The sequence below is a fragment of the Mesorhizobium qingshengii genome (genome assembly GCF_900103325.1).
Taxonomy (GTDB): domain Bacteria; phylum Pseudomonadota; class Alphaproteobacteria; order Rhizobiales; family Rhizobiaceae; genus Mesorhizobium; species Mesorhizobium qingshengii.
On the sequence record NZ_FMXM01000010.1, the window covers coordinates 229,732 to 254,545 of the forward strand.

The following is a 24,814-nucleotide window of genomic DNA, read 5'->3' on the forward strand; positions in this document are numbered from 1 at the left end:
GGCGCCATGGAAAAATATGATGTCGTGATCATCGGCGGCGGCAATGCCGGGATGGGCGTGACGGTGGCTACTCGCGCTGCGGGGCTGTCGGTGGCCATGATTGAGGCACGCGACCTCGGGGGCACTTGCCCCAATCGTGGATGCACGCCGAAGAAGGTGCTCGTCGCGGCGGCCCATGCGCTCCACGAGATCGAACGGGCTGATCGGCACGGGATCACGATCGGCAAGCCGAGGCTCGACTGGCGAGCCCTGATCGAGCGCGAAAAAGACATTATCAATGACATTCCGTCCCGGCTGTCTGGATTGATGGCCAAGCGCGGTGTCGATGTCATCGTCGGCGAGGCCGCTTTCATCGGCAGCAATGCCATCAGTGTCGACGGCCGCGAGCTTGAAGCCAGGAACATTGTCATCGCAACCGGTTCGAAGCCGCGATCACTATCAATTCCTGGTGCCGAGCACCTGACTGTTTCCGACGATGTCCTGAATGACCCGGTGCTCCCTCGCGCGGTCGTCTTCGTCGGCGGCGGCGTCATCGCCTTCGAACTGGGCCACGTTTATGCGCGCGCCGGCGTTGACGTGACGATCCTCGAAGCGCTGCCGCATCTGCTCGGAGCGTTCGACGCCGATGCCGTTGCTCGGATCCGTGGCGAGAGCGAACGCATTGGCATTCGGGTCCGCACCCTGGCGTGGATCAAAAGGATCGACAAGGCCGACGGACGATTGCGCGTCACCTTTGTGGCGGAGGGCGTCGAGTATGCTGTGGACGCGGACAGGGTTGTGAATTGCGCCGGGCGAGTGGCCAATGTCGAGGGGCTTGATCTTGGTGCCGGCGTTGTCGTGCATCGCGAAGGCCGCATAGAGATCGACGATCATCTACGATCGCGGTCGAACCCGGACGTCTATGTCTGCGGTGACGCGGTGTGGAATTCTCCGCAGCTTTCACCTGTCGCGACTTACGAGGGCGGCATCGTTGGCCGCAATATCGTCGACGGACCGAGACACCGACCGGACTATGGCCAGATACCAGCGGCGCTCTACACGGTCCCCGCCTTGGCCAGCGTCGGGCTGACCGAGGCCAAGGCGAAAGAGCAAGGCGTCGGCGTAAAGGTCCATGTGAACGACATGCTGGGCTGGCTGTCCGCCAGGACTTATGCCGAGACAGTGGCGTGGTCGAAGATCCTCGTCGAGGAAGCGACCGACAGGATCGTTGGCGCCCATATGGTGGGCCATGCCGGCGAAGAGCTGATCCATCTGTTCACGCTTGCCATGAAACACGGCATCACGGCATCGCAGCTGTCCGACATGGTATACGGCTTCCCGACCTTCTCATCGGATATCAGGAACATGATGTAACGAATTGAGGGGAGGCTGCGAACAGAATACGAACCCCGCGCGCTTTGATGCATCTTGGGCATCGAAACGATGCAAGGAAAGCATGGCCCTATCCGAGGGGCTCCAATGGTAGGGTGCACGCAGCCCATGAAAGTGCAGAGATGGCCGCCGACGACCAGGCAATGACATTTGAACAGTCTGTCCAGGCTGCCATAGAACTTGATGCGCCGCTCAATGAGCGGCTGGCGGTTATTGCAGTGGCAGTGCGCCGCCTGAACGCGGACTTCGCCGATGCGGTAGACCGGCTGGTCGCACGCCTCGAGAAACAAGGGGCCGGAGCCATGGCGCCGGCTCCCGGTGATGTCATGCCGGCATTCCTGTTGCCAGACGACGAGGGCAGGCTGGTCAGCTTGGCCGAGATCCTTCTGAAAGGCCCGGCCGTGATCACCTTTCAGCGCGGGCATTGGTGTCCCTATTGCCGCTTGAATGCGATTGGCATTGTCGAGGCGCAGCAGGAAATTGCCGTGTTGGGCGGCCACGTCGTGGCGATCATGCCCGAGCGGCGTAGATACGCGAAGGCGATGAAGGCCGCGGTCGGTGCGAAGTTCCCCTTCCTGACCGACATGGACAATGGCTACGCCCTGTCCCTCAACCTTGCGATCTGGATCGGGGCCGAGATGGAGCGGTTGATGGGCGTTGCCTATGATCTTCCCAACTACCAAGGCAACGCCAGCTGGTTTCTGCCGATCCCCGCGACCTTCATCGTTGGCACCGACGGGATCATCACGGATCGCTTCGTCGACCCGGACTACCGTCGGCGCATGGACATCGACGACCTGATCTCGGCGCTCAAGCGGGCTCGCTGACGCCGAAAGAAGACCAGTCGGTCGATCGCAACAGGTTGAGCAAGGTCGTAGCGACGGGCGACCGATGCCGACCTGCTACCGCATAGACGGAGACGATCCGCGAAACTTCCAGATCACGAAGCTTGAGCCGGCGCGTGTTTTGCGACCGAGGCGCCGTCAGCGAGACGAAGCCAACTCCGGCGTTGGCTTCCAGCAACGCGAGGAGATCCTGGTCGGTCTCAACCTCATGCGCGGTCCGGGGCGTCAGGCCTTTCGCGGAAAGACAACGCGACAGTTCTTCGCTCGTTTCCCAATCGATCCTGCTTAGCACGGGTTCCGCGGCCAACTGGCTCAGCGCGACATCGGCCTCGTTACGACGGGCGAGCGGATGATCGTTATTCACGACCAGCTCGATGCCCTCCTGGAAGAGCGGCCATGTATCGAGCCGATCCCAAGCTTGCCCCAGTGGACCTGCAACGGCCAGCTCAACCTCGCCATTCTTGAGGGCTTCAACGACTGCGGTCGGCGATCCTCGGTTGATCTTGAGATGTACCCCGGGATAGGCCCGGAAAAGCTCCGTAAACGGCGAAACCAGCAGCGCTATGTTGACGCTGTTGGAGATGGTGACATTGAGAGGAGCCACGTCGCTGCTCTGCACGGCCTTGGCGAGTGACTTGGCGGAAGTGGCGGCATCGTAGCATTGCTGCAGCAAGGGCAGCATGCGCCGCCCGAGTTCGGTCAGGTGTGAGTGCTGGCGTTCGCGGCGAAGGAGCTCTCCACCCAACTCTTCCTCGAGCGTCTTGATTGCGCGCGTCAGGGCAGGTTGAGTGACGTTGCACTCTTCGGCCGCCCTTGTGAAGTTCAGCGTGCTGGACAGGGCCAGAAAATAGCGGACCTGCTGCATTTCCATGAATTTTCGCCCCCTCAGCGAAATCCGATTCGTCAGGCATAGCTAATTTGTGCGTATGCTAACGCAAGAGGAGGCCTAGGCAAAGGCGGAAGGGTGGTGGCAGCACAGAACCGGGGCACGAGGCCCTCGCGATGCCCGCCGGCTTCAACCGGCGGGTTCGTCGGTGCCGCTACTATCACATAGCCATTTTTTCACATTCAGCCTGAGCCTTCTTGGTGGACGTATCGATCATGTAGGCTTTGCCTTTGGCGTCAGTCATCATCATCATGCAGTGCTTTATTGGCTTGGCCATCTTCATCATTTCAGCGCTCATCTTTGCATCCGGCATCATCGTTCCCATGTGCCCATCGGGCATGATTGCCGTCACTTCGCCGCCCTTCATCATCGACATTTTGCCCATCGCGTCTTCGGCAAGAGCTTGCGAGGCGGAAAGACCGAGGAGGCCGACAATGGCAACGAGCTTGATCGAGTTCATTCACTTACTCCCATTTTGGGCACAAACGCCCTTTTTTGGGTTCGCAAATTCTGGCTATATCGTTACGCCATCACGAACACGTGACCGCCAACGCGCCAAGCAGGACTCGATCCAGCTAGCTGGCCGCGGGTTTCACCGCCCTATCACGCCTGCCGAACCACCAGTTCGCTTGTCATGGGGATTCCCCTGAGGGCGCCAAGCACCATGTTGTGGGAGATTGCGCGCTCATGAATCTTCTCCAGATCGGCGCGCGGCGCCGAAGAACACACGGTCGCGCTGAGGTGCAGGGACACATAGCAATGGCGCGCGTCGGTAGGCGCCTTGAGCCCGTCGAGCCCGTCGAACTCGCCGCGCGGGTCGAACACGCCTTCCGCGACGAAATCGACTGAACGCAGATCGACCCCCGCATGCGCTGCCAGCATCGGATAGTCCGAGCCGGCACACACGGCCGCCGCGGCAAAGATCTGCTCCCAGGGAAAGACGGCGGTCGGCGAATTGTCCTTGAGGCTTGCCGGTCGCTCCAGGAGCGGCGTCGTGTAAGGGTCGCTCGATTGCGGATCGAAGCGGTAGCGGGCGCGATAGGTGCCCCGCACCGCGTCACCGTGTTTCTTTAGAACGGATACGATATCTTTGACCGTGCTGACCGGTTCTCCGAAGACTATTGGCATCTTTACCTCCCTATAAAATGAGAATTCCACGCACTGTGTCGGTCCCGCAGGTGCCGACGATAGTTGCGGCCATCTGACGGCAATCCCGATAATGTGCCGATCGGCTTCGCCCTATTTGGCGGGCGCGGCCGCCTGGGCTTCGCCGCCGAGATCTTTCTTGAACGTTTCGAAATCGACCTGCATGCCGTTGAAGATGGTGCTCCAGTGGCGTGATAGAGCGGCGATAGCGACGGCCTCCTCGATCTCGTCCTGCGTTGCGCCCGCCTGTTTTGCGCTCTCGGTGTCTTCCCAGATGCAATATTGGCAAGGAATCTGGGCGGAGACGGCGAGCGAGATCAAAGCCTTGACCTTCGGCGGCAGGGCGGTTTCGCTCGAGAACTGCAGGGCCTTCACCTCGGCCCAGGCGCCCGGCAGCGCTGCTTTCGAAACCTGATGGAGAAAGCTGGGCACCGAGCCGAGCGTCCGCTCGACGTCCTTGTAGGTGGCGTCGACCTCGGCTTGACCGGCCCAGCCTGAGCCCGATGACAACAATGTGGCGCAGACGAGCGTCGATGCGAACGCCGTTTGAAGGAAGCATCGCGACCGGCGCCGTCCGAGCTTGCCGTGGTGTGCGTTGGAAGCAACATGGGGGACTACGAAGGCGGACATGATCTCTCTCCTCTGTGGAACCATTCGAGTTGGCGCCCTGTGAAGGCCGCGTGCTCTAAGGAGTCACGGACGGGAGAAAAAGTTCGATCAATCGTCCTCGTTTCTGGGCGGACGCGGCGAAAGATGAAGATGCAAGCGTCGGGCCTTGCCGTCTCGCTGAAAGATCACCAGGACGATGCCCGGCGGGCAGTGGAATGGGTCTTCGGGCGGATTGATGAACCGTCCCTCGATGACGGTGACGTGGCTGGCGCTGAGAATGCGCTGTGGTTCGAGGCGGACGCCGGCTTCCGTGTCGGAGTCGACTTCCCCAGCAAGGAATGAGCGACCCAACACAGGTTCGCTTGATCCACGCACCAGGTGAAGGTCTTCCGCAAAGTGCCCGAGGAAGCGGTCGCGCTCGCCATGCCGGTTGAGTCCGTTGAAGATTTCGAAATAAAATTGTTGGCGCGAGCGGGACTGCGAGCGAGCGTCTGCGTCGACCAGGCCTGCCGTTTCGAGCAGCATCTCGGCCAGCTTGCGTTTGGCTTCTGACAAGCGGCTGCGAACCGTCCCGATCGGGACGGCCAGAATGGCGGCCAGTTCCTCATAGGACTGATAGCTGCCGAAATAGCGCAACATGGCGGTAGCCTGCAGCGGCTCCGGAAGTTTGCGCAAGGCGTCCCAAACCCATTCGCGAAGCGCGGTCTTCTCCAGCTTTTCCTCGATGCTCGCGCGTTCGTCCGGGCGGTCGGGAATGTCGGCGGTCAAGATCTCGCGTCGTCTTCGACGCAATTGTTGCAGGCAACAGCGTTGCAGCACGGTTCGAAGCCAGCCACCGACGGCTTGCGGATCCTTGAGTTCACCGATGCGCCTTAGGGCGATCAGGAAAGTCTCATGCACGGCATCTTCGGCGTCCGATCCATAACCGAGCATGTTCAGCGCTGTCGCGTAGAGCCGCGCGCGATGGCGTTCCAGCAGCAGGCCGAGGCAACGACAATCGCCACCTTGAGCAGCAAGGGCCAGTTCGGCATCGTTCGGCGGGATATGAGTTTCGTAGCCCATGGATTGAAGATGCATCAACCGGCGAAAAAGTTCGAATGCTGGTTCAGGCTTCGTCAAGATCCGTGTTCTGCCGGCACCAGTTCACCAATGAGCTTTGAGCGGGCTTCGAATTGAGGTCAACCGTCGCTCCCCGATCTATGGCGTGCAGTGCGTCGTCACTTCACCTCCGCAACGACCGGCCCTGAAACGGGGTCCGTGAGACCAAGCTCGCCGCCAAGATCTTCAAGCAGATCGCGCATTGTATCCAGAAGGCCGATCATCTGCGGACGAGCCGCCGCGAGACTGTCCATGTCTTTCCACTCACCGATCACGCAGAAAGTGCGCTCGCCAGTCTTGATCAAGGCGCCCTTGATAAATCCCTTGGCCTTGAGGGAGACCCTCTCATGCGCTTCGACGAAAGCCTTTTCTTTGCCGGGCTTGGTTCGAAAGCGAACGACATTGTAGGCGGTCATGATTTCCTCCGATCAGTTCAATCAGTGATGAGCCGGCTTTATGGCCGAGCTTCCAGGACCATATTGAAAGGCGTCTCTGTGGCGCGGCGGAAACGGGTGAACCCTCCATTGGTCACGACCTTGCGTAGCTTTGCCTCGCCGGCCTGCGCACCGAGGCCGAGCCCGACCTCCTGCGAAAGGGATGCAGGCGTGCAGATGAAGGTTGAGGCGGCGTAGTAGATGCGGCCGACCGGATTGAGATTTGCCGATAGCTGATCGTTAGCGAAGGGTTCGACGATCATCCACGTGCCATCCGGCTTTAGGGCGTGACGCACATGTTTGGCCGCGCCCGCTGGATCGCCCATATCATGCAGGCAGTCGAAGAACGCGATGAGATCGTAGGTGCCGGGAAAGTCCTTTGCCGTCGCCACCTCGAACCGGGCATTGCCGGCAACGCCGGCCTCTTTGGCCGCCGTCCGCGCCCGCTCGATTGAAGGAGCATGGTAGTCGAAGCCGACAAAGCGTGAATTTGGGAATGCCTTGGCCATCAGCACCGTGGATGCGCCATGGCCACATCCGGCATCGGCGACGTCGGCCCCTTGCTCCAGCTTCTCGACGACACCGTCGAGAGCGGGGAGCCAGGACCCGATCAGATTGGCGTTGTAACCCGGTCGGAAAAATCGCTCGGTGCCGCGGAACAGGCAGGTGCTATGATCGTGCCAGCCCAATCCCTTGCCCGAACGGAAGGCTTGCCTGACCTTCTCTTCGTCCAGCCATAAAGTCGATACAACCTCGAATGCGCCAGCCATGAAAGCGGGGCTGTCTTCATTGACGAAGACCTGTTCCTGTTCGGGACTGAGATAAAAGCTGTCGGTGGCTTCGTCATACTCGATGTAACCGGCAGCGGCTTGCGCCGAGAGCCATTCCCTCACGAGGCGTTCCTGCGTGTCAGTCCTGGCGGCGAGCTGCGCGGCGGTCATTCTCCCGCCCTCGCTCATCGCTGAAAACAGGCCCAGCCTGTCGCCTAGCAGCACCGCCGCCCCGGTCGTGATCGCGCCGAGATCGCCGACCATTTTTCCCAAAAGCGCGTCCAGCTTCTCTTGATTGGGTTCTGACATCGGAATCTCCGCTTGGGCTAGAGCACTCCAAATACAAGCTGTGACGACGATATCCTGACGGCACCGATGCCATCCGTGGTCACATCACAGTGGACAGTTATGCAAGTTTACCTAAGGATAGGAGTGGCCGATAATGCCGAGTTTTCATCGCAACGATCAAAACCAGGCATCGACGGGGGCATGTCATGGAGATGCACGAAATCCGATACTTTCTGGCCGCTTGCCAGACGCTGAATTTTCATCGTGCGGCCGAGCTGGTGCATGTCGGCCAACCAGCCTTGACCCGGGCCATTCAGAAGTTGGAAGGCGATCTCGGCGGCTATCTCTTCCGTCGCGAGAAAGGCCACGTCCAGCTAACTGATTTCGGGTGCCTCATGCGAACCCACCTTGAGGACGTATTCAAGCGGTCAGAAAGCGCAAAGCGCACGGCAAGAAGCTTTCTCACTCTTGAGGAAGCGCCTCTGACACTCGGCGTCATGTGCACGATCGGACCCATGCGCTTCGTAGGCTTTCTGAATGCCTTCCGGGACCTTCACCCGGGCATCGAAGTGACGGTGATCGAAGGCGCGGCGAACCATCTGGCGGACCTTTTGCTTGACGGCAAGCTGGACCTTGCGTTGGTCGCGCGGCCTGAGCCGTTCGATCGAAAGTTGAAAACGGAACCGGTTTATACCGAGCGTTTTGGCCTCGCGTTTTCGACAGGCCATCCATTTGAACTGCGCAACACGCTCCACCTTTCCGACGTCCGGGGGCAGGCCTACCTCGACCGCATCAACTGCGAATACAGCAATCACATCGACGAGCTTTGCAGGAGCCTCGGCATAGAGATCGAAAGTGCATATCGCAGTGAGCGCGAGGATTGGATTCTGGCGATGGTCGCGGCGGGAATGGGGGTCTGCTTCATGGCTGAATTCTCGGCCAGCCAGCCAGGCGTCTGCCACCGGCCAGTAGTCGATCCTGAAATCGTCCGCGAAGTGTCGTTGGTTACCGTCGCAGGGCGATCACACTCGCCGGCGATTGATGCGTTTGCCAATGCAGTCCGGGACTATGATTGGAAAACCTCACTGACTTAGCCACGGGCGCGGTAGCCCGTGAAGAAGATCACTCGGGTCGCGATGCATGCACACGTTGTCGTGATGCTAAACCAGGCCCGTCGAAAAGCCTGAAGGCAGCCTTGATCGATCTAATGCTTGTGTTAGGTCGACGGGATCCCCTGCATGAGGACAGACATGGCCGGCAGATCGCGAAAATATCCCATGCTGCGGCGTTCGCGCGCCATGTGGGGCTCGCGGCGCGTCTGGCAGCCGCGGCTGGTGTTCTGGGCCGGTGCGGTCTCGATCGGCGTCATCAGCGTGCTGTTCGCGGTGCTGGCCGACAAGGCGCAGGCGCTGTTCCACGTCATGATCGGCGATGATGGCGGCCGGCGCTTCTACCTGCCGCTCATCGTCACGCCGCTCGGCTTCGTGCTATGCGCCTGGCTGGCCCACGCCTTCTTTCCCGGCTCGCAAGGCAGCGGCATTCCGCAGGCTATCGCCGCCCGCCACCTGCGCGACGATGACGACCGGAGCCATATCCTGTCGCTGCGGCTCGTGATGGGCAAGATCGCGCTCACCGTCATCGGCCTGTTCTGCGGCGCTTCCATCGGCCGCGAGGGGCCGACCGTGCAGGTTGGCGCATCGCTGATGCTGCAGGCGGCGCGCTGGGGCGGCATGGTGCAGGCGCGCGGATTGATCCTGGCAGGCTCGGCCGCGGGCATCGCTGCCGCCTTCAACACACCGCTGGCAGGCATCGTCTTTGCCATCGAGGAGATGGGCCGCACCTACGAGGCGCGCACCAACGGGCTGGTGCTGACAGCTGTGATCCTGGCCGGTCTCGCCTCGCTCGGCCTGCTTGGCAACTACACCTATTTCGGTGTCTCGAAGGAAACGATCTCGTTTGCAGCCGAGTGGCCGCTGGTGATTGCCTGCGGTGTCATTGGCGGTGGTTTCGGTGCTTTATTTTCGCTGCTGGCTTTGAAGGCGACGCGGCGGATCCGGCGCTGGCACACGCACCAGCCGTTGCGACGCGCTTTGCTGGTGGCCGCCTTGTGCGGGCTTGCCGTGGCGGTGATCGGCATCGCGTCGGGCGGACTGACCTTCGGCACAGGTTACGTGCAGGCACGCGGCGCGGTCGAAGGCACGCCACTGCCAGGGTTCTTCTTTGCCGAAAAGTTCCTGGCCGGCCTGCTGTCGATGGTCTCGGGCATTCCCGGTGGCATCTTCGCGCCTTCGCTGGCGGTTGGCGCCGGCATCGGCAGTTCGCTTGGCCTGATCCTCGGCGCCAGCACAGGCGCGGCCGCGCTGCTAGGCATGGCCGGCTATTTCGCCGGCGTGGTTCAGGCACCGATGACGGCCTTCGTCATCATCCTGGAGATGACCGGCAACCACGACAACGTCATCGCGCTTATGCTCGCGTCGATGTTGGGCTACGGCACCGCACGCATGATCTCGCACGAGCCGCTCTATCACGCATTGTCGCGGGTGTTTATCGCAGAAGCGATCAGGAGGCGCAGGGCAGAGGCCCTTCCGACATGATTGGGACCTCTCTCGCAGCACCATCGTTTCCCTTGAACCGCTCATACTCTTTTCAATTGCAGCGCATCTCACTGCATACAGATAGTGAGCCTCCTGCTCGTTACCTTTGGCCGGCAAGCCTCGAGAGGCTACCCAGCAACATTGTTCTGTCTTTGCCGATCATCAGCACGCCGCTGTCAGGGGCCAGCAGCGCGGAGAACGGCAACATCGCCGCGCCGATCGGCGACGCCTCAGGGCCGAATTGCCCAGAAACGATTTCCGGCGCCACGATGCCGATGGCGCTGGTCCGGTTGAACTGGGTCTGCACCCTTGCCAACAGCTCGAGATGAATAGGCCGCGGCAGGATGCTGTCGAGAACGATCGCCTCGATGTCGATGACAGAGGTGATGGCGATGATCGCCTCGACCAGCGCGTTGGCGCAATCATCGATCCATTCGAACAGTGGCTCGCGCGCTCCTGGCGGCAGCGGATCCAGTTCCCGAACACGATTGATCTCGATGCCGCGCGACTTGAGATGATTGACCAGCACGTAGATCGAGGCGCGATGCAGCAGGCTCTGGTAGCGTGCCGGCTTGGCTGCCACCGAATCGAGGCTTGAAGGCGAGACCGGCAGCGGGCCGAGCGCGGCGCTGTTGCCATGCGGACCGGTATGAACCTTGCCGCCTTGCACCAGCCCGCCGCCGACGAAAGTGTCGATCGAGATATGCATGAAGTCGCGGAACCGTGCGCCGGCCCCCTGGATGAGTTCGGCCAACGCCGCCGATGACGCGTCGTTCTCCACGAAGACCGGGGTCTTCGGCCGGGTGGTGAAGAATGTCGTCAGGTCGATCGCATCCCAGCGGCTGCCAAGATCATCGGGGAAGCCGAGCTCTTCGCTCCAGCCACCGAGGAAATAGGGCGAAGCAATGCCGACGCCGACGATGCTGGCATCGCCAAGTCCGGCGACCACCTTGTCGAAATTGGCAAGCGACATATTTCCGGCCCTGAGCACCAGATCGGGGTCCGGAAACCGGTATTCGTGCGACTCGCGGGCACGCACCTCGCCGGCGAAGTCTACCAGCACGGCTTCCAGCGCACGCCGGCCGATCTTGATGCCGACGCTGTAGATCCGCTCCGGCGTGAGCCTGTAAAGTGTGGAAGGAGATCCGCGTTGCCCGAACCTTTTTCCCACTTGCTTTACGAAACCAGAGGACTCCAGCCCGTCAACAATGGTTGCGACAGCGGCCGGTGTCAGATTTGCGGCGCGCGCCAGGTCAGACTTGGAAGCCTCCTTCAGTCGGCGGATGGCATCGAGCACGAAACGCTCATTGTAATGCCGAACCTTGACAGAATTGCTGCCTTTTCCAGACAAAACCGGCGCCTCCATTCATTTTCTCACCAAGCCAGCCTGGCCGCCCACAGCTGTGAAGCTGCTGCGGTCGAGCCATTCCGACCGCGCTTGTGCGCGACACGACAGTGCCCGCCGGGACAATGGAAGTCAATTTTCCTGTTGCGGCCTTGGCCCATTTAATATAGCAAATTGAAAAAATAACAATGACTGGATCATACTAGGGAGGAGAGGTGCTGCACTCAGGCGCACATGGCGGAGCCGATGCCGCGGTGACAAGGAACGTGGCTGTCCCCGTTGCCCTGGTTCAGGCGACAAAGGCCTTCGGTGGCACGATCGCCCTTAAGGACGCGTCCTTCGAATTGCGCTCCGGGGAGGTGCTTGCACTCCTTGGCGAAAACGGCGCCGGCAAGAGCACTTGCGTGAAGTTGCTGGCCGGGGTGCATTCTCCGACCAGCGGCCATGTCGAGGTCGACGGCAAGCATGTGGTCTTCCATTCGCCGCACGACGCCCAGGCCGCCGGCATTGCGGTCATGCACCAGCATCCCGGCCTGTTCCCGGACCTTTCAGTTGCAGAAAACATCTATCTCGGTCACATGCCGCGCGACCGCTTCGGCGGCATCGATAACGCAGCCATCCTGGCTGGCGCGCGCAAGGTTCTGGCGACGGTCGGCCTCGACGTGCCGGCCGAAACGCGGCTGGGAACGTTGCGCACGTCTGAACAGCAATTGGTCGAGATCGCCCGCGCGCTCTCGCTCGACGCGCGTGTGCTGATCATGGACGAGCCCACGGCAGCCTTGTCGCAGCGCGAGGTCGAGCGGCTGTTTACCGTCGTTGCCGATCTCCGGCTGCATGGCGTGGCCATGATGTTCGTCGGCCACCGCATGGACGAGATCTTCCGCATCGCCGACCGCATCGCGGTGCTGCGCGACGGACGCCTTGTCGGCGTCAAGCCGAGGGCAGAGCTTGGCCGTGCCGCCGCCATCGGCATGATGGTCGGCCGCGAACTGACCGACCTCTATCCCGAACGGCGCCACGCCACCGGCGCGCTTGTGCTGGAGGCGAGGGGGCTGTCGCGCGCCGGCGGCATTTCCGGCATCGATCTCAAGCTCCATGCTGGAGAGGTGCTCGGGCTTGGCGGCCTGGTCGGCAGTGGGCGGACCGAGATCGCGCGCGTGCTGTTCGGCATCGACCAGCCGGACACCGGCGAAATCCTGATCGACGGCGAAGCCGTGCGCTTCGCAACGGCGCGCGACGCCATGGATGCGCGCATCGCCTATGTCTCGGAAGACCGCATGGGCCAGAGCCTGGTGATGGATTTCTCCATCCTCGACAATGCCGTGCTGCCGATACTCGACAAGGCCGCCCCGGCAGGCCTCTACGGCACGGATCGCGCGATCGATCTGGTTGCGGACTGGCTGAAGCGCATGAAGCTTCGCTTTTCCGGCTACGGACAGCCGGTCAGGGAACTGTCCGGCGGCAATCAGCAGAAGGTGGTGCTGGCCAAATGGCTGCGCACCGAACCGCGCGTCCTCATCCTCGACGAGCCGACGCAAGGCATCGATGTCGGCACCAAGGCGGAAGTGCACGCGATGATCGCCAACCTTGCGGCGCAGGGCATGGCGATCATCTTGATCTCTTCCGAGATGCCCGAACTCATCGGCATGTGCGATCGCATCGTCGTTCTGCGCGAAGGTCATCGGATGGCCGAATTCGCCAGGGGCGAAGCCACCCAGGAAAAGGTGCTGGAAGCGGCGACGAAGACCGACGAGCGCGTCGATCCGGCGGCGCAGGCGGAGCGTACCGCCTTCGACGAGAAGAAAAAAGGACCGCTCGATTTCCTGAAGCGGCGAGAGTTCGGGCTGCTCGCCGCGATATTGGCGGTCGCCATTCCGGTCACCATTATCAACCCGCGCATGGTGAGCGCGGCAAACCTGACCGCCGTGTCGATGGATGCTGCCTTGCTGGTTGTTGCGGCACTCGCACAGATGCTGGTGCTGATCACCCGCAATATCGACCTTTCGATCGCCGCGGTGATCGGTCTTTCAGCTTACATGGCGGCCAGTATGGTTCAGGCCTATCCGGGACTCGACATCGGCATCGGCCTGGCGACCGCATGCGCGGTCGGCGGTGTCGCTGGCCTGATCAACGGCCTCGTCGTCACCAGGGGAAAGATCCCGGCCATCGTCGTCACCCTGGCCTCGATGTCGATCTTTCGCGGCTTCAACTCGATCTGGGCGGCGGGCGACCAGATCAGCGCCGACGAGGTCACGCAGGCCTGGCTCGACATGACCGGTCTGAAGATCGCCGGCGTGCCGCTGATCGTCGTCATCGCCATCGTCATCCTGTGTGCCGGCTACGTGCTGCTCTATCGCACGGCCACCGGGCGCGAACTGTTCGCCACCGGCTCCAACCCGGACGGCGCGCGTCTCATCGGCATCCCCGTCGATCGGCGCATCCTGCTGGCCTTCGGCATGGCCGGCCTGCTCGGCGGTCTGTGCGGCGCGCTCTGGGCATCCCGCTACGCCACCATCGATGCGCGTGTCGCGCTCGGCTTCGAACTCACCGTGATCGCTTCGGCGGTGGTCGGCGGCGTCGCCATCCGCGGCGGTTCGGGCACACTGCTCGGCATCATCCTTGGCGCGCTCACCCTGCTGGTCATCAAGAACGGGCTGACGCTGGTGCGCGTCGACCCGCTGTGGCTGCAGGGCGTCTACGGCCTGGTGATCCTGGTCGCCATCGGCATCGACACCTTCATCGTGCGGCGCGCGGAGCAGACAAGACAGGCGAGGGCGAGATGAGAAAGTTCCTCCGTTCGATCGACTTCTGGGATCTGCTGCTGGCGATCTCCTGCCTGGTCATATTCCTCTACGCGGCGATGTTCGTGCCGAACTTCGTTTCCGGCTTCAATCTCTCGCAACTGGCTGCGAGCGCCTCGGAGAAGGCGTTGCTGATCCTGCCGATGACGCTGCTCATCATCACCCGCGAAATCGACCTGTCGATCGCCTCGGTGTTGGCGCTGACATCCGTGGTCTTTGGCCTGCTCGTCCAGGCCGGCGTGCCGACGCTGGCGGCAATCCCGCTGACGCTCGTCGCCGGCGGCCTGCTCGGCGCCTTCAACGGCTATCTGGTCTCGGGCTTGGGACTGCAGTCGCTGGTGGTGACGCTCGGCACCATGGCGCTCTATCGAGGTATTGGCTACATCCTGCTCGGCACCGGTTCGGTCAACATCCTGCCGCCCGCGGTCGTCGATTTCGGCATCAACAACCTGCCGAGCACCGAGATACCGTGGACCATCGTGCCGTTCCTGGTGCTGGCGCCGGTGTTTGCCGTCATCCTGCAGAAGACGCCGACCGGCAAGCGCATCTACGCGCTTGGCGGCAGCCCGGAAGTGGCGCGCTATTCCGGCATCAACACGCGCCGGATGGTCCTGAACCTGTTCGTGGTTTCAGGCGCCATCGCCGCCATTGCCGGCATCGTCTATACGGCACGCCTCTCCAATGCCCGCGCCAACAATGCGCTCGGCATGGAACTCGACGTTATCACCATCGTGCTGCTCGGCGGCGTCAGCGTCTTTGGCGGCAAGGGCCGCCTGACCGGCGTGATGCTGGCGCTGGTCCTGATCGCCATCATCCGCAACGTACTGGCGCTCAACCAGATTGGCGGCGACGCGCAGGGCATGATCATCGGCCTGCTTCTGATCGGCTCGCTGCTGGTCGGCAATTACTGGCGCTCCACACAGGAGATGCTCAGCAGATCGCGCGCCATGCGCGAGACCAAGGGGTGATCTCGGGCCCCTTCCTTCAAGCCCGAATTTTTTGACGGAGGAGTTACAATGAAAGCGTTTGGATTAGCCCTGCTCGCATCCGCGGTTCTGCTCGCGCCGACGTCGCTGGCCCTCAGCCAGGAGTGCGCCAAGGAACCTGTAACGGTTGGTTTCCTGCCCAAGCTCGACACCGACCCCTACTTCAAGGTGGCTTTTGGAGGCGCCGAAGAGGCGGCGAAGGAAATTGGCGGCACTGCTACCCAGGTCGCCCCATCGCAGGCTACGGCTGAGGCGCAGATCGAATTCATCAACAGCCTCGTGTCGCAGAAGGTCGGGGTCATCGCAATTGCCGGCAACGACGCCAATGCGGTTGCGCCTGCGCTGAAGCGCGCCGTCCAGCAGGGCGTCCGGGTGATTTCGTATGACTCCGATGTGGCGGCCGACGCCCGCGCGGTATTCGTGAATCAAGTGAAGGGCGACAGTCTCGCCGAAATGATGCTGGAAAGTGCATTCAATCTCAGCGGCGGTGAAGGCGAATTCGCGATCCTGTCTTCGACGCCCACGGCGACCAACCAGAACGCCTGGATCGACTTCATGAAGGCGAAAATGGCTGCCGAGCCGAAGTTCTCCAAGATGAAGCTGGTGCAGGTCGCTTATGGCGAAGAAAGCGAGCAGATCAACCAGCAACAGGCGCTGGCGCTGGTGCAGGCGTTTCCGGATCTCAAGGTGATCATCGTTCCAGCAGGCATAGGCCTTCCGGCGGCCGCGCGTGCACTCGAGGAGGCGGGCATGATCGGCAAGGTCAAGCTGACCGGCCTGGCGCCGGCCACTCTGATCTCGAAATACATCAAGGACGGCGCCGCGCAGGATATCTGGTGGAATGTCACCGATCTTGGCTATCTGGCCTATCAGACTGCCCAGGCGCTTGCGCAGTGCAAGATCACCGGCAAGGAAGGTGAGAAGTTCAAGGCAGGCAGGCTCGGCGAATACACGATTGGCGCCGGCGGCGAATTGATCCTTGGACCGGCGAAAATTGTGACCCCCGAAAATCTGGCCGAGTTCAAGTTCTGATCCTGCCGACGGAAGCCGCGGTGGGGGCGCCAACTTGATTGGCGTCCCTGCGTCTCTTTGATCAACCGATTGGCGCAGGTGCGACGATGAACGTGTTGCTTGCAGGTGAAACCTTCGCGGCTACGACCTCGGTCGCCGTCGGCGGCGATGTGTTGACAAGTGCGACCTCGACAAATGGCGCGACGGCGTTCAACGCCGCACTGGCCATGGAGGACATTGCTGTCACCCAGATCGGCGGCGAGCGCTGCGCAGCGGAGTTTCCCTATGACCTCGATGCGCTAGCGCAATATCAGGCGGTGGTGATCTCCGATGTGGGCGCTCTGACATTGCTGGTCACGCCTGATGCCCGCGCCGGGCGTGTCGGCGTCAACCGCCTCGAAGTGCTGAAAGCCTATGTCGAAAACGGCGGCGGGCTGATGCTGGCCGGCGGCTATATGGGCTTTCAGGGCATGTTCGGGACGGCGCGGTTCCACGACACCCCGGTCGAAGACGTGCTGGCCGTGCGCTGTTTGCCGTTTTGCGACGGCATGGAGGTGCCCCAAGGCCTGCAAGCGTCCATCCTGCAGTCTTCACACCCGATCTTTGCCGGGGTGGAGGGACCTTTGCCGCCGATCCTCGGCATGAACAAGCTGGATTTCAGGCGCGACGGTTCGTCCCGGCTGCTCGCGACCTGCCACCATCGCGGCACCGACTGGCCGCTCCTCGCCGTTCGCAGTCATGGCCGCGGCCGCACGGTCGCCTGGGCGACCGACATCGGTCCGCATTGGCTCTCGCAGGATTTTCTCCAATGGCCGCTCTACGGCAAGCTGATGGCGAACATGGTGCGGTGGCTCGCCGGCACCGAATAAGAGAGGCGGATAGCTGGTCGAGTGCCGTTGCCGGTTCTCGCTGCAGGCCCTAAGCGATGGCTTTCAAATCCCTTCTCGCAGCACCAGTAGGCCTGGTTCCGTGGATTGGCTCGTGCATTGGCGCCCCGGCGGTTATCAGCTGTGGAGATGCGTCAATTCGAACGCGGTTCCATCCTGGCCACCGGACAGGTGCTGTTCGGCGGACCGGAACATGTCCGCGAACTCCATCTCGTTTTCAAACATCACGCCGCCGACTTTGATGGTCAGGGCATCCTCGGTCCCTTTTGGTGCGAAATAGACTTGCGCGACACGCATCCGGATACGCTCGCCGATATCCTTGGCTTCTGCTTCGGTCGCGCCTGAGAGGAAAACCCCGAACATCGAAGTCCCGATGCGTCCAACCAGATCCTCCGCGCGCACCGATGATTGTATGGTTGAGGCTATGAGCCGCAAGGCCTCGTCGCCCCATTCAAGACCAAAGCGCAGGTTGATGGACCGTAGGTGCTCCGAATGAATGACCAGGAAGGCGCCCGAGCGTGGTCCTGGCGCTGATGGCCTGGCTGCTCGTCGTTCAATCATTGACGTGAAAACCGGCCCATTCAGGCAGCCCGTCAATTTGTCATAAGTTCCCGACCTGTTGAGTTCCTGCCTATAGCCGCGGATTTGCGTCTGCTTCCAGCCGATCAGCATGAAAAGCGGCACGCCAATAATCAACGGCAGCAGCACAGCGGTGACCATGCTGCGCCCGAACGGCGTAAACGCGTCGCTGAACAAAAGCAGATAGTTGAGGCCCACGGAAAGGCCAAGGCTTGCGGCTGTCCCCAGAAAGGTGAGCCACGCGACGCTTCTCCATGCCTGTGCGGAGGCGGTCGCTACTGTTTTTGCCATTGGCCAATCTCCCGTCAGATCAGCTTGTATAGAGCTGGCGTACCGCATTTTCAGTTTCGACGAATCATACAATTTGATCGATGAGACCTAATCATTGTTCGTGCAACAGGTTTGCCAAGGGAAACTGCGCCGTAACGGTTAATAAATGGGCAGCGGCGGGCCACGGAACCTCCATCTCGCCGCGGCTTCGGTGAGCGGGGGCTATTCCGGTTCTTGAGCCTATCGCGGCGGACCGAAGATGCCCATCTCCGCACCCTGGGCAGTCGCCTGCGCCTTGCCGTAGATGCCGCTCGGCAACGCCATCGCCCAGCCGTTGGACACAAGCCATGCGCCGACATCTTGCCTGCCCAGCGTGCACGGTGCGGCGACGGCAAAGCGCTCGACTTCCGGCGGCACGAGACATTTCAGCGCGCGCCCCCGCAGCCAGGAATTGAAGGCGGCACGTGCGCGCTGGCCGCAAGGCCAGGTGATATCGCCAAACGAGCAGGTCCGGTCCGGCTCGATGCTCCCGACACCACTGATGACCACCTTGCGTCCCATGGATTCGAAAGTCGCCGACGACGTTGCAATCGGACGGTAGAGCAGGGTTTCGCGCCAGTCTTGCGGCATCGGCGTTTTCGGAGGCACGGCCAGGCCGAGCTCGCCGAGCGGCGGCCGCGCTTCGACCCGCTCGATTTCCGATGCGTCGACCGGCGGCGGCGCAATCAGGCCCTCGGCAATCCTGCGTGCCGGTTCTCGCCGCCGTCCATCGGCAATGACCGCATCCGCCTCGGTTGCTTGACTGCCGGCAACCGCAAGGGCGGGGCGGTCGACAGCCAGCAATGATCCGGCCTGCATGATCAGGACAATTCCAACCAGGAGTTCGAGACCCCCGGCCGCGATCACCAGGCGGGCATGCCCCGGCATGCCCATCAGGCCAGCGCGGTGTTCGAGCAAGTTCCCGCCACCGGCGGTTCAGAAGCCCGACGTCGATTTGGCAACCAGTTTGAGCGCACCCTTTTGAATCCGATAGAACGGCATCGATCTTTGGCTGGATCCGTCAGCGCGAAAGCGGAACAAGCCTGTCGATCCGCGAAATCCGCTCGGGTTTTCGAGCACCTGCTTGCTGAAGCCATCGGGCCCGACCGCGCTGGCGATCCCTGCTGTCAGGGCAACCATATCATAAGCGTAGGCCGCGTTGACGTCGGCCGGGTAGTTGTATGTCGTCTTGAAGCGGTCGGCGATAGGACCGGTTTCGCTCGGATCGAGCGTGGCGATATAGGCCCCCTCGAACAGCGGATCCATAGAGTGCTCCAGCCAGCGGTTCGTGCCGACGACAGAGGTTGCTTTTCCCGGAATGCCCTTTGATTTGAGGGCCGCCAGCACAGCCGAGGGGCTGCCATCGCCGCTGGCAACTATTACGGCGTCGGGAGCATCCACGAGGGAGCCCATTTGGTCGACCGCCTTTGCGCCACCGTCGCCGGCCGAATACGGGACAGTGACCGCGAGCGTCGCGCCATAGATGCTGAGGCCGTTGGCGACCCGCTTCTCCACGACGCTGGCGTTTGAACCTTCCGCGACAAGCAATACGAACTTCCTGCCACCCTTGGCAGCGAGTCCTGCGGCGCCCGCCGCCGCGCTGTCCGCTTCGCTGAGGCGCACGGCATAGACCCCGGAGCCGCCCGCGAAATTGTCGGCAAGCGCCAGAACCGGTGGCCGCTTCGATCCCGACAGCGTGGCGATATGCTGGGCCGCCGGCAGTTCGGTTGGGCCGATCACGACTTTGGATCCCGTCGTTATGGCCTGTATCGCCAGTTTGCTGGCCTGTGCGCTGTCGCCTTTGGTGTCCTCGATGGTCAGCGTCAGCAACCCATTGCCAATATCCGTCATCGCCAGCTTGGCGGCGTCGCGCATCTTCCTGCCGTTTTCCCCGGCCGTGCCAGGAGCGGACAAAGGCAGCAGCATCGTGATTTTGGCCGAACCAGTGCCCAGCGACTGGCTCGCTTGGGCCGGACCGGCACCAGCGGCGCCATTCTGGCCGGCGGGCGCGGCAATCGCGGCCGGATCGAGCGCTTCGGAAACGCCGTCGTTCGACTGGCAGCCTGACAATGTCACGGCGAGCGCAACCGCGATTGCCCATGTCCGCAGACGGTGGCCCTGTCGGCCAGCTTCCATGATTGCTCCACCCTATGTGCCGCCGGGTATTTTCCCGGTCTGGTCTTCAACTCATGTTACGGCGGACTTGCTTCGCCGTCTTGTGGTTCTTTAGCCCTCGAAAAGCCGAGCTCTGAGAGCCTTGATATGCTTGGCTTGCCCCGCATTTCGGTAGTCGGCGCATCTCATGTACCGCGGCCCGGGCACGAACACCCGTCGCACGCACACGTTTTTTCCTTCGGCGGGGGGGGTTTTCTCCTCCTGCTGAAAATGCGGAAGAGCCGAAAGTCGCCAACGGCAACGGCCCGGTCACCTCGAACCCTTCCCTCGCCAGGATCGCACGCGCGCGCTGGCAATAGCGAACGGAAAGGGTCGAGAACCGGCTTTCATTGTGCCCGGCGCGATACTTCATGACGGTGGTGCACAGGTCGCCGGCGGCGAGCCTGTTCGCCTGCGCAAGATATTTGACTCCGATTGCGATGTTCGTCGCTGGCGCGCTCAGATCGTCGAGGGAGCCTTGGAAGCCGAGCATCCTCGCCGTGGCCGGCATCACCTGCATAAGGCCGACTTCGCCGTCGGCGCCCTTCACGTCAGGATCGAACCCGCTTTCGATCTCCATGACGGCGTGCGCCAGCATCGGCTCCAGACCGTAGATCGACGCCTGGCAGGCCGCGAACACCTTGAACGTCTCCCGCGTCCATTCAGGCGCGGCGTCACAGCGCACCGGCCGCGCCAAGTCCAACAACTGGCGTTGTTCCCCATAAGGTCGTTCAAGCCAGTTGGCACGCGCCAAGGTGGCAGTTTGGCCAAAACCGACCAGGGCGATCGTTGCGGCGACCGCCCTCAAGAATGATCCGTCGGCTATCATGATGGCCAACAGGCGGGGTCGCCTATCCGGGTCAGTGCATGTACTCGACCATGCGATCGTGGAAACACTCGCATTTGTTGAGCGTGTCTTCGTCTTTATAGTTCGTCTTCAGGTAGCCATAGGCCATGCCGCAGGCGACCTTGGCTTCCGATGCCCAGACGAAGACCGGCCGGGACGAATTGATCCACTCAGAGCTGTTGGCGACCGCGACCGACTCGTCCATCAGCTTCACCACCTGGTCCTTGAGGTCGACGATGTTGTCGTTCAGCACGAGGTTGGAAGTGCCGACGGTGCGGCAATAGTCGCCCGTCGGCTCGCCGATGATGTCGGCTGCGTTGAGGCCCGTCGACAAGATCGACAGCAGACCGGCCCCGAAAGCCACCCGCAAAATTCTGTTCATGTTGCTCACCCCGTCCCTTTCGCCCTTAGGCCACGTCCTGCTTGGTGCCATGGCTGTCATCATAGAGTATTTTGACTGCTTCGGTGGCGCTGTGGAACGTATAGTTCTCCAGCACGGCGACCGTATGGTAATTGTCGCCGCCGCCATCCGTATCGACCTTGACTTCGGCGTTCGCTGCATTGGCCGAGGACTGTTCGATCTGCACGAAGCCGCCGGCTTCGAGGTCGGTCACGCCCGCCAGGCCCTTGAGCAACGCCGTAAGATCGATCTTGTCGCCGTTCGCACCGTCATGGAAGTCGGCGATCAGGTCGGTAACCTCGAGAGAGGCGACGGTGAACGTCTTTGAGCCGTCTGTGGCGACGGACGGCTGCGCCTGTGCAACAAGCGAGGTGTCGAGTTCGACCTCGACATAGTTGCCGGTCGTACCATCGGCCATCTGGAAGGTTCCGTTGCCTGTCACGGTCTGTCCGTCGATTTCGCCGACGGTCGCAGTAGCCGCCAGGCTGATGGAAACGATACCGTTATCGGCGAGATGTGACAATTCCCCGGCGTCGCTGGTGCCGTTGGCATTGGCGTCCTTCCAGATCAGCAGGCTGCTGAACGCCGCGTCATCGTGGTCGATGACGCCGTCATGGTTGCTGTCGAGCGAAGCCAGCGCAGCAGCACCGCTGGCAAAGTTGCCACCGCCGAAGGTCGGCGTGAACAGCTCGGTGCCGTCGTCGATCTTGCCGTCATGGTTGAGGTCCACCGCCAGCATGCCGTCATTCGATGTGTTCCAGGCGACCTGGTCCTTCGTCCCGTCGCCGTTGATGTCGAACTGTACACCGTGACTGACGTCGGAGAAGGCAAAGCCATCATGGTTGAGGTCGAGGATGATCGGGTCGGTGGCGCTGTTATAGACGACTATGTCAGCCGCTGTGATCGCGGTAAGACCGCCGAGTGTGGTGATGTTGTCGAAGGTCGCAATCTGTGTGCGGCCGCCTGTGCTGCTCCAATCGCTATCGAACCACAATTCGCCGCGACCTGTCGTTGAATTGAAAACGAGGACATAAGCGTCGGTGGCTTGATTGGTGGATGCGGCAATCTGAGTCGCAGTCTGCGCCGCTGAGATTGAGATGACATGATTGTCGTCGGCGGTGTTGATGTTGCCTATGCTGGTGCGGCTTACGAAATCGCTGCCATTGAGCGCCACACCTGCAGATGTCCCGGTCGTATTGGCGAAATTGACGCTCCCGCTGCCGGTTGCACCGGTATCGAGAAGGCCAATTTTGTCGGTGCCGTCCGTATAATCGTTGATTTTATCAAGGCCACTGCTCGTGGACAGGCGGAACTGGTCTGCCCCGCCGCCACCAGTCACGGTGTCATTGCCGGCGCCAGCATTGATCGTGTCGGCACCAGAGCCGCCGGTAATGGTATCGATGCCCGACGAGCCGATGATTTTGAAGCCCTCTGTCTGGTTAGACAGATTGAGCGTCGCCGCTGAGGTTAGCTGTATCGTCTCGATACCGGTGATCTGGGCATCGCTTGTGCTTGTGAAAGCGGTGCCGATCTGCAGCGTATCCGTGCCTCCACCACCAGCAAGCAGCGTATCGTTCTGGGTGCCGACAATGGTGTCGTTGCCGGAACCGCCGGTGATCGAGTCGGCGCCGGATGAACCCGTAATGACGAAGCCTTCTGCCTGGTTGGACAGATTGAGCGTCGCCGCCGCTGTCAGCAGTACATTCTCGATACCTGTGATCTGGCTGTCGCTTGCGCTGGTGAAGTTTGCGCCGACCTGAAGCGTGTCACCAGTGCCGACACCGCCGTCGATGACCAGGTCGTTCTGGTCGGCGATGATGGTGTCATCGCCGTCGCCTGCCAAAATGGTGTCGTTTCCGCCTCCGCCGTTGAGAAAATCGTTGCCTCCGCGGCCAACAATGATGTCGTTTCCGCCGCCACCCAACAGATGGTCAATTCCGGACGTTCCGTAGATCTGGTCGGCGAGCGTCGCATCGCCATTCACCGTGATCCCGGGATCACCGGGGTCATGCGAGAAGAAGGAGAATTTGACCAAGCGTGCCTGGTAGTTGCCGCCGTTGTTGTCGAGATAGGACAGAGTCCATGTGTCGCCGGATGTTGGTGGGTTCGCGACCAAATAGCTGGCAAGCGTCGTGGTGGTGGCGTTGCCGCTGCCGTCCAGAAGGAAGATATGGTCATAGTCGACCGTCGCCTTCATCAGACCGGTGGCCGGATCGTAGAACCAACTCTGCTCGAAAGTGCCGGCAGTCAGATCGTCTTCGACAACCGCAAAGTGGTTGGTGCCTATGACGATCTCGACCTGGACCTCCTGCTCCCGATGCGATCCCGCGTTGTTGGCGTTGAAAGTCGTCGGATTCTGTTCGTTGGAGGGAATTGGCGTGTCGAACGGCGACTGTTGAAAGTCGGTATAGACCACCACAGTTGAGCCATGCGGGTCGGCCGTTATGGCATTTACCGTTGCTTGAGACAGAGTCAGGGTCGTGACCTGATCATTTCCCGAGGTAAGTGGGCTACTGCCATCGCCCACCTGCGCAGTGTCGCTGGGCAAGCTGGTCGGCGGCACTTCGTGGATGCCGACGGTCTGCGTGACATGGGTAGTGCCGTCATAGACGTCCAGCGACAGGTTCTTGTTGACCGTATCGGTTACCGTCGCGGTGGGCCTGTAGACCAAGTCATCCAGCAGGTTGATGCCGGCGGACGGATTGTAGAGCACCGTGCCGGTTGTCAGGGCATGATACGTCCCGCCTTCGAGATAGAATACACCCGTAGGGATCGTCCCTGTCGCGGTGACGGTGAGATTGTCGCCATCTGCGTCCGTCGGGATTGTAACCAGCAAGGGATATCCGTCGGGATAGGTTGGCGTGCTGAGCGTCTGCTGCCCCGGATCGCTCGACATCCAGTTCTGGGTGTCGGCAACAACAGGGGCAGCATTGACGTCGGCCAGGTTGATGGTGAGCGTGGTCGTCGACAGGTCGCCGTCGCCGTCCTTGAGGGTGTAGACGAACACGTCCGTGGTGTTCGAAGTGATGCTGTTGGCTGTCGACTGATAGGTGTAGGAGCCGTCGGCGTTGAGATGCAGCGTGCCGTGCTGGCCGACAATGTCGGTGTTGACGCCGCCCGATACCGCCGTCGTCGTATTGCCGCCGGCCGCGCGCACGCCGTCGATCGTGGCGCCGTCGGCGCCGGCCACGTCGTTGGCCAGCACGCCCGCCACCGCAGTCACGCTCAGCAGTGCGCCTTCGTTGACGTTGCCCATATCAGTATGCGCCGTCGGCACGTCGTCGACGATGTTGATGACCAGGTTGCCGGCCGGTGCGCTGTCGCCGTCGGCGTCGGTGACGACCACCGCGAAGCTGGCGTTGGTGTTGTCGCCGGAGGTGTTGTCGAGCAGCGTATAGGAGTAGCTGATGGTGCCGGCGCCGGTGGCCGCGTTGTAGACGTAGCTTGCCGTCAG

22 protein-coding genes are annotated in these 24,814 nt (G+C 61.7%); 8 read left to right on the forward strand and 14 right to left on the reverse strand.

Annotated features, from left to right (window positions below):
• Positions 1-6: 6 nt before the first annotated feature.
• Together BLS48_RS18060 and BLS48_RS18065 are read left to right on the forward strand one after the other, a co-directional pair.
• On the forward strand, positions 7-1,353 hold the full coding sequence (locus BLS48_RS18060; RefSeq protein ID WP_091579994.1) for a dihydrolipoyl dehydrogenase family protein: 1,347 nt from the start codon (positions 7-9) through the stop codon (positions 1,351-1,353).
• A gap of 140 nt (positions 1,354-1,493) precedes the next feature.
• Entirely contained in the window at positions 1,494-2,198 is a 705-nt protein-coding gene (locus tag BLS48_RS18065; protein ID WP_091579997.1) for a peroxiredoxin-like family protein, read from the forward strand.
• Here BLS48_RS18065 and BLS48_RS18070 read toward each other — a convergent pair.
• The 7 genes from BLS48_RS18070 to BLS48_RS18100 form a co-directional block, all read right to left on the reverse strand.
• Positions 2,182-3,087, reverse strand: a complete 906-nt coding sequence (locus tag BLS48_RS18070) for a LysR family transcriptional regulator (protein WP_091579999.1) — start codon at positions 3,085-3,087, stop codon at positions 2,182-2,184. The genes BLS48_RS18065 and BLS48_RS18070 overlap by 17 nt on opposite strands.
• Before the next feature lie 175 nt (positions 3,088-3,262).
• Entirely contained in the window at positions 3,263-3,562 is a 300-nt protein-coding gene (locus tag BLS48_RS18075) for a hypothetical protein (protein ID WP_091580002.1), read from the reverse strand.
• Between the two features lie 143 nt (positions 3,563-3,705).
• Positions 3,706-4,230, reverse strand: coding sequence for an OsmC family protein (locus tag BLS48_RS18080; protein WP_091580005.1), 525 nt, complete (start codon positions 4,228-4,230; stop codon positions 3,706-3,708).
• A gap of 111 nt (positions 4,231-4,341) precedes the next feature.
• Complete coding sequence (locus BLS48_RS18085) at positions 4,342-4,878, reverse strand: carboxymuconolactone decarboxylase family protein (protein ID WP_091580007.1); 537 nt, start codon at positions 4,876-4,878, stop codon at positions 4,342-4,344.
• 87 nt (positions 4,879-4,965) lie between these two features.
• Positions 4,966-5,976, reverse strand: coding sequence for an RNA polymerase sigma factor (locus tag BLS48_RS18090; RefSeq protein WP_167365136.1), 1,011 nt, complete (start codon positions 5,974-5,976; stop codon positions 4,966-4,968).
• A 98-nt stretch (positions 5,977-6,074) separates the two neighbouring features.
• Positions 6,075-6,371 (reverse strand): putative quinol monooxygenase, encoded by a 297-nt coding sequence (locus BLS48_RS18095; RefSeq protein WP_091580013.1) that lies wholly within the window; start codon positions 6,369-6,371, stop codon positions 6,075-6,077.
• Between the two features lie 38 nt (positions 6,372-6,409).
• Entirely contained in the window at positions 6,410-7,468 is a 1,059-nt protein-coding gene (locus tag BLS48_RS18100; RefSeq protein WP_091580014.1) for a class I SAM-dependent methyltransferase, read from the reverse strand.
• 185 nt (positions 7,469-7,653) lie between these two features.
• Here BLS48_RS18100 and BLS48_RS18105 point away from each other — a divergent pair, with 185 nt between their 5' ends.
• Positions 7,654-8,541 carry a LysR family transcriptional regulator gene (locus BLS48_RS18105; RefSeq protein WP_091580017.1) on the forward strand — a complete coding sequence of 296 codons (888 nt, stop codon included), beginning with the start codon at positions 7,654-7,656 and terminating at the stop codon, positions 8,539-8,541.
• A gap of 156 nt (positions 8,542-8,697) precedes the next feature.
• A complete protein-coding gene (locus BLS48_RS18110; RefSeq protein ID WP_091580019.1) occupies positions 8,698-10,041 on the forward strand; it encodes a chloride channel protein in 1,344 nt (447 codons plus the stop codon).
• A gap of 100 nt (positions 10,042-10,141) precedes the next feature.
• On the opposite strand, the gene BLS48_RS18115 is transcribed toward BLS48_RS18110, so the two are convergent.
• Positions 10,142-11,338, reverse strand: coding sequence for an ROK family transcriptional regulator (locus BLS48_RS18115; protein WP_244529673.1), 1,197 nt, complete (start codon positions 11,336-11,338; stop codon positions 10,142-10,144).
• 314 nt (positions 11,339-11,652) lie between these two features.
• Between BLS48_RS18115 and BLS48_RS18120 the strand changes: the two genes are divergently transcribed.
• Genes BLS48_RS18120 through BLS48_RS18135 form a run of 4 tightly spaced genes read left to right on the forward strand, consistent with a single transcriptional unit; the run spans position 11,653 to position 17,053 of the window.
• Positions 11,653-14,169, forward strand: a complete 2,517-nt coding sequence (locus tag BLS48_RS18120) for an ATP-binding cassette domain-containing protein (protein WP_244529675.1) — start codon at positions 11,653-11,655, stop codon at positions 14,167-14,169.
• The gene (locus BLS48_RS18125) at positions 14,166-15,155 is read left to right on the forward strand and encodes an ABC transporter permease (protein ID WP_091580022.1); all 990 of its coding nucleotides are present in this window, start codon (positions 14,166-14,168) and stop codon (positions 15,153-15,155) included. Before BLS48_RS18120 ends, BLS48_RS18125 begins: the two co-directional genes overlap by 4 nt.
• A gap of 48 nt (positions 15,156-15,203) precedes the next feature.
• Positions 15,204-16,205 (forward strand): rhamnose ABC transporter substrate-binding protein, encoded by a 1,002-nt coding sequence (locus BLS48_RS18130; protein ID WP_091580025.1) that lies wholly within the window; start codon positions 15,204-15,206, stop codon positions 16,203-16,205.
• Positions 16,206-16,243: 38 nt separating this feature from the next.
• A complete protein-coding gene (locus tag BLS48_RS18135) occupies positions 16,244-17,053 on the forward strand; it encodes a glutamine amidotransferase (RefSeq protein ID WP_244529678.1) in 810 nt (269 codons plus the stop codon).
• Between the two features lie 135 nt (positions 17,054-17,188).
• Here BLS48_RS18135 and BLS48_RS18140 read toward each other — a convergent pair whose 3' ends face one another.
• The 6 genes from BLS48_RS18140 to BLS48_RS18165 all read right to left on the reverse strand — a co-directional run bounded on the left by BLS48_RS18140 (position 17,189) and on the right by BLS48_RS18165 (position 24,706).
• Complete coding sequence (locus BLS48_RS18140) at positions 17,189-17,941, reverse strand: GGDEF domain-containing protein (protein ID WP_091580030.1); 753 nt, start codon at positions 17,939-17,941, stop codon at positions 17,189-17,191.
• Between the two features lie 219 nt (positions 17,942-18,160).
• The gene (locus BLS48_RS18145) at positions 18,161-18,877 is read right to left on the reverse strand and encodes a thermonuclease family protein (protein ID WP_244529680.1); all 717 of its coding nucleotides are present in this window, start codon (positions 18,875-18,877) and stop codon (positions 18,161-18,163) included.
• A gap of 18 nt (positions 18,878-18,895) precedes the next feature.
• Entirely contained in the window at positions 18,896-19,834 is a 939-nt protein-coding gene (locus BLS48_RS18150) for a type 1 periplasmic-binding domain-containing protein (protein ID WP_244529683.1), read from the reverse strand.
• Positions 19,835-20,141: 307 nt separating this feature from the next.
• The gene (locus BLS48_RS18155; RefSeq protein ID WP_425284711.1) at positions 20,142-20,942 is read right to left on the reverse strand and encodes a lytic transglycosylase domain-containing protein; all 801 of its coding nucleotides are present in this window, start codon (positions 20,940-20,942) and stop codon (positions 20,142-20,144) included.
• A gap of 31 nt (positions 20,943-20,973) precedes the next feature.
• Positions 20,974-21,342: a hypothetical protein gene (locus tag BLS48_RS18160; protein WP_091580035.1), complete on the reverse strand. Its 369-nt coding sequence runs from the start codon at positions 21,340-21,342 to the stop codon at positions 20,974-20,976.
• A 25-nt stretch (positions 21,343-21,367) separates the two neighbouring features.
• Positions 21,368-24,706 (reverse strand): beta strand repeat-containing protein, encoded by a 3,339-nt coding sequence (locus BLS48_RS18165; RefSeq protein ID WP_143019444.1) that lies wholly within the window; start codon positions 24,704-24,706, stop codon positions 21,368-21,370.
• Between the last annotated feature and the right edge of the window lie 108 nt (positions 24,707-24,814).

Coding starts and splice junctions, on each gene's coding strand:
- BLS48_RS18060 (WP_091579994.1), top strand. CDS start 7: ATGGAAAAATATGATGTCGTGATCATCGGCGGCGGCAATGCCGGGATG.
- BLS48_RS18065 (WP_091579997.1), top strand. CDS start 1,494: ATGGCCGCCGACGACCAGGCAATGACATTTGAACAGTCTGTCCAGGCT.
- BLS48_RS18070 (WP_091579999.1), bottom strand. CDS start 3,087: ATGGAAATGCAGCAGGTCCGCTATTTTCTGGCCCTGTCCAGCACGCTG.
- BLS48_RS18075 (WP_091580002.1), bottom strand. CDS start 3,562: ATGAACTCGATCAAGCTCGTTGCCATTGTCGGCCTCCTCGGTCTTTCC.
- BLS48_RS18080 (WP_091580005.1), bottom strand. CDS start 4,230: ATGCCAATAGTCTTCGGAGAACCGGTCAGCACGGTCAAAGATATCGTA.
- BLS48_RS18085 (WP_091580007.1), bottom strand. CDS start 4,878: ATGTCCGCCTTCGTAGTCCCCCATGTTGCTTCCAACGCACACCACGGC.
- BLS48_RS18095 (WP_091580013.1), bottom strand. CDS start 6,371: ATGACCGCCTACAATGTCGTTCGCTTTCGAACCAAGCCCGGCAAAGAA.
- BLS48_RS18100 (WP_091580014.1), bottom strand. CDS start 7,468: ATGTCAGAACCCAATCAAGAGAAGCTGGACGCGCTTTTGGGAAAAATG.
- BLS48_RS18105 (WP_091580017.1), top strand. CDS start 7,654: ATGGAGATGCACGAAATCCGATACTTTCTGGCCGCTTGCCAGACGCTG.
- BLS48_RS18110 (WP_091580019.1), top strand. CDS start 8,698: ATGGCCGGCAGATCGCGAAAATATCCCATGCTGCGGCGTTCGCGCGCC.
- BLS48_RS18125 (WP_091580022.1), top strand. CDS start 14,166: ATGAGAAAGTTCCTCCGTTCGATCGACTTCTGGGATCTGCTGCTGGCG.
- BLS48_RS18130 (WP_091580025.1), top strand. CDS start 15,204: ATGAAAGCGTTTGGATTAGCCCTGCTCGCATCCGCGGTTCTGCTCGCG.
- BLS48_RS18140 (WP_091580030.1), bottom strand. CDS start 17,941: ATGGCAAAAACAGTAGCGACCGCCTCCGCACAGGCATGGAGAAGCGTC.
- BLS48_RS18150 (WP_244529683.1), bottom strand. CDS start 19,834: ATGCGCGACGCCGCCAAGCTGGCGATGACGGATATTGGCAATGGGTTG.
- BLS48_RS18155 (WP_425284711.1), bottom strand. CDS start 20,942: ATGATAGCCGACGGATCATTCTTGAGGGCGGTCGCCGCAACGATCGCC.
- BLS48_RS18160 (WP_091580035.1), bottom strand. CDS start 21,342: ATGAACAGAATTTTGCGGGTGGCTTTCGGGGCCGGTCTGCTGTCGATC.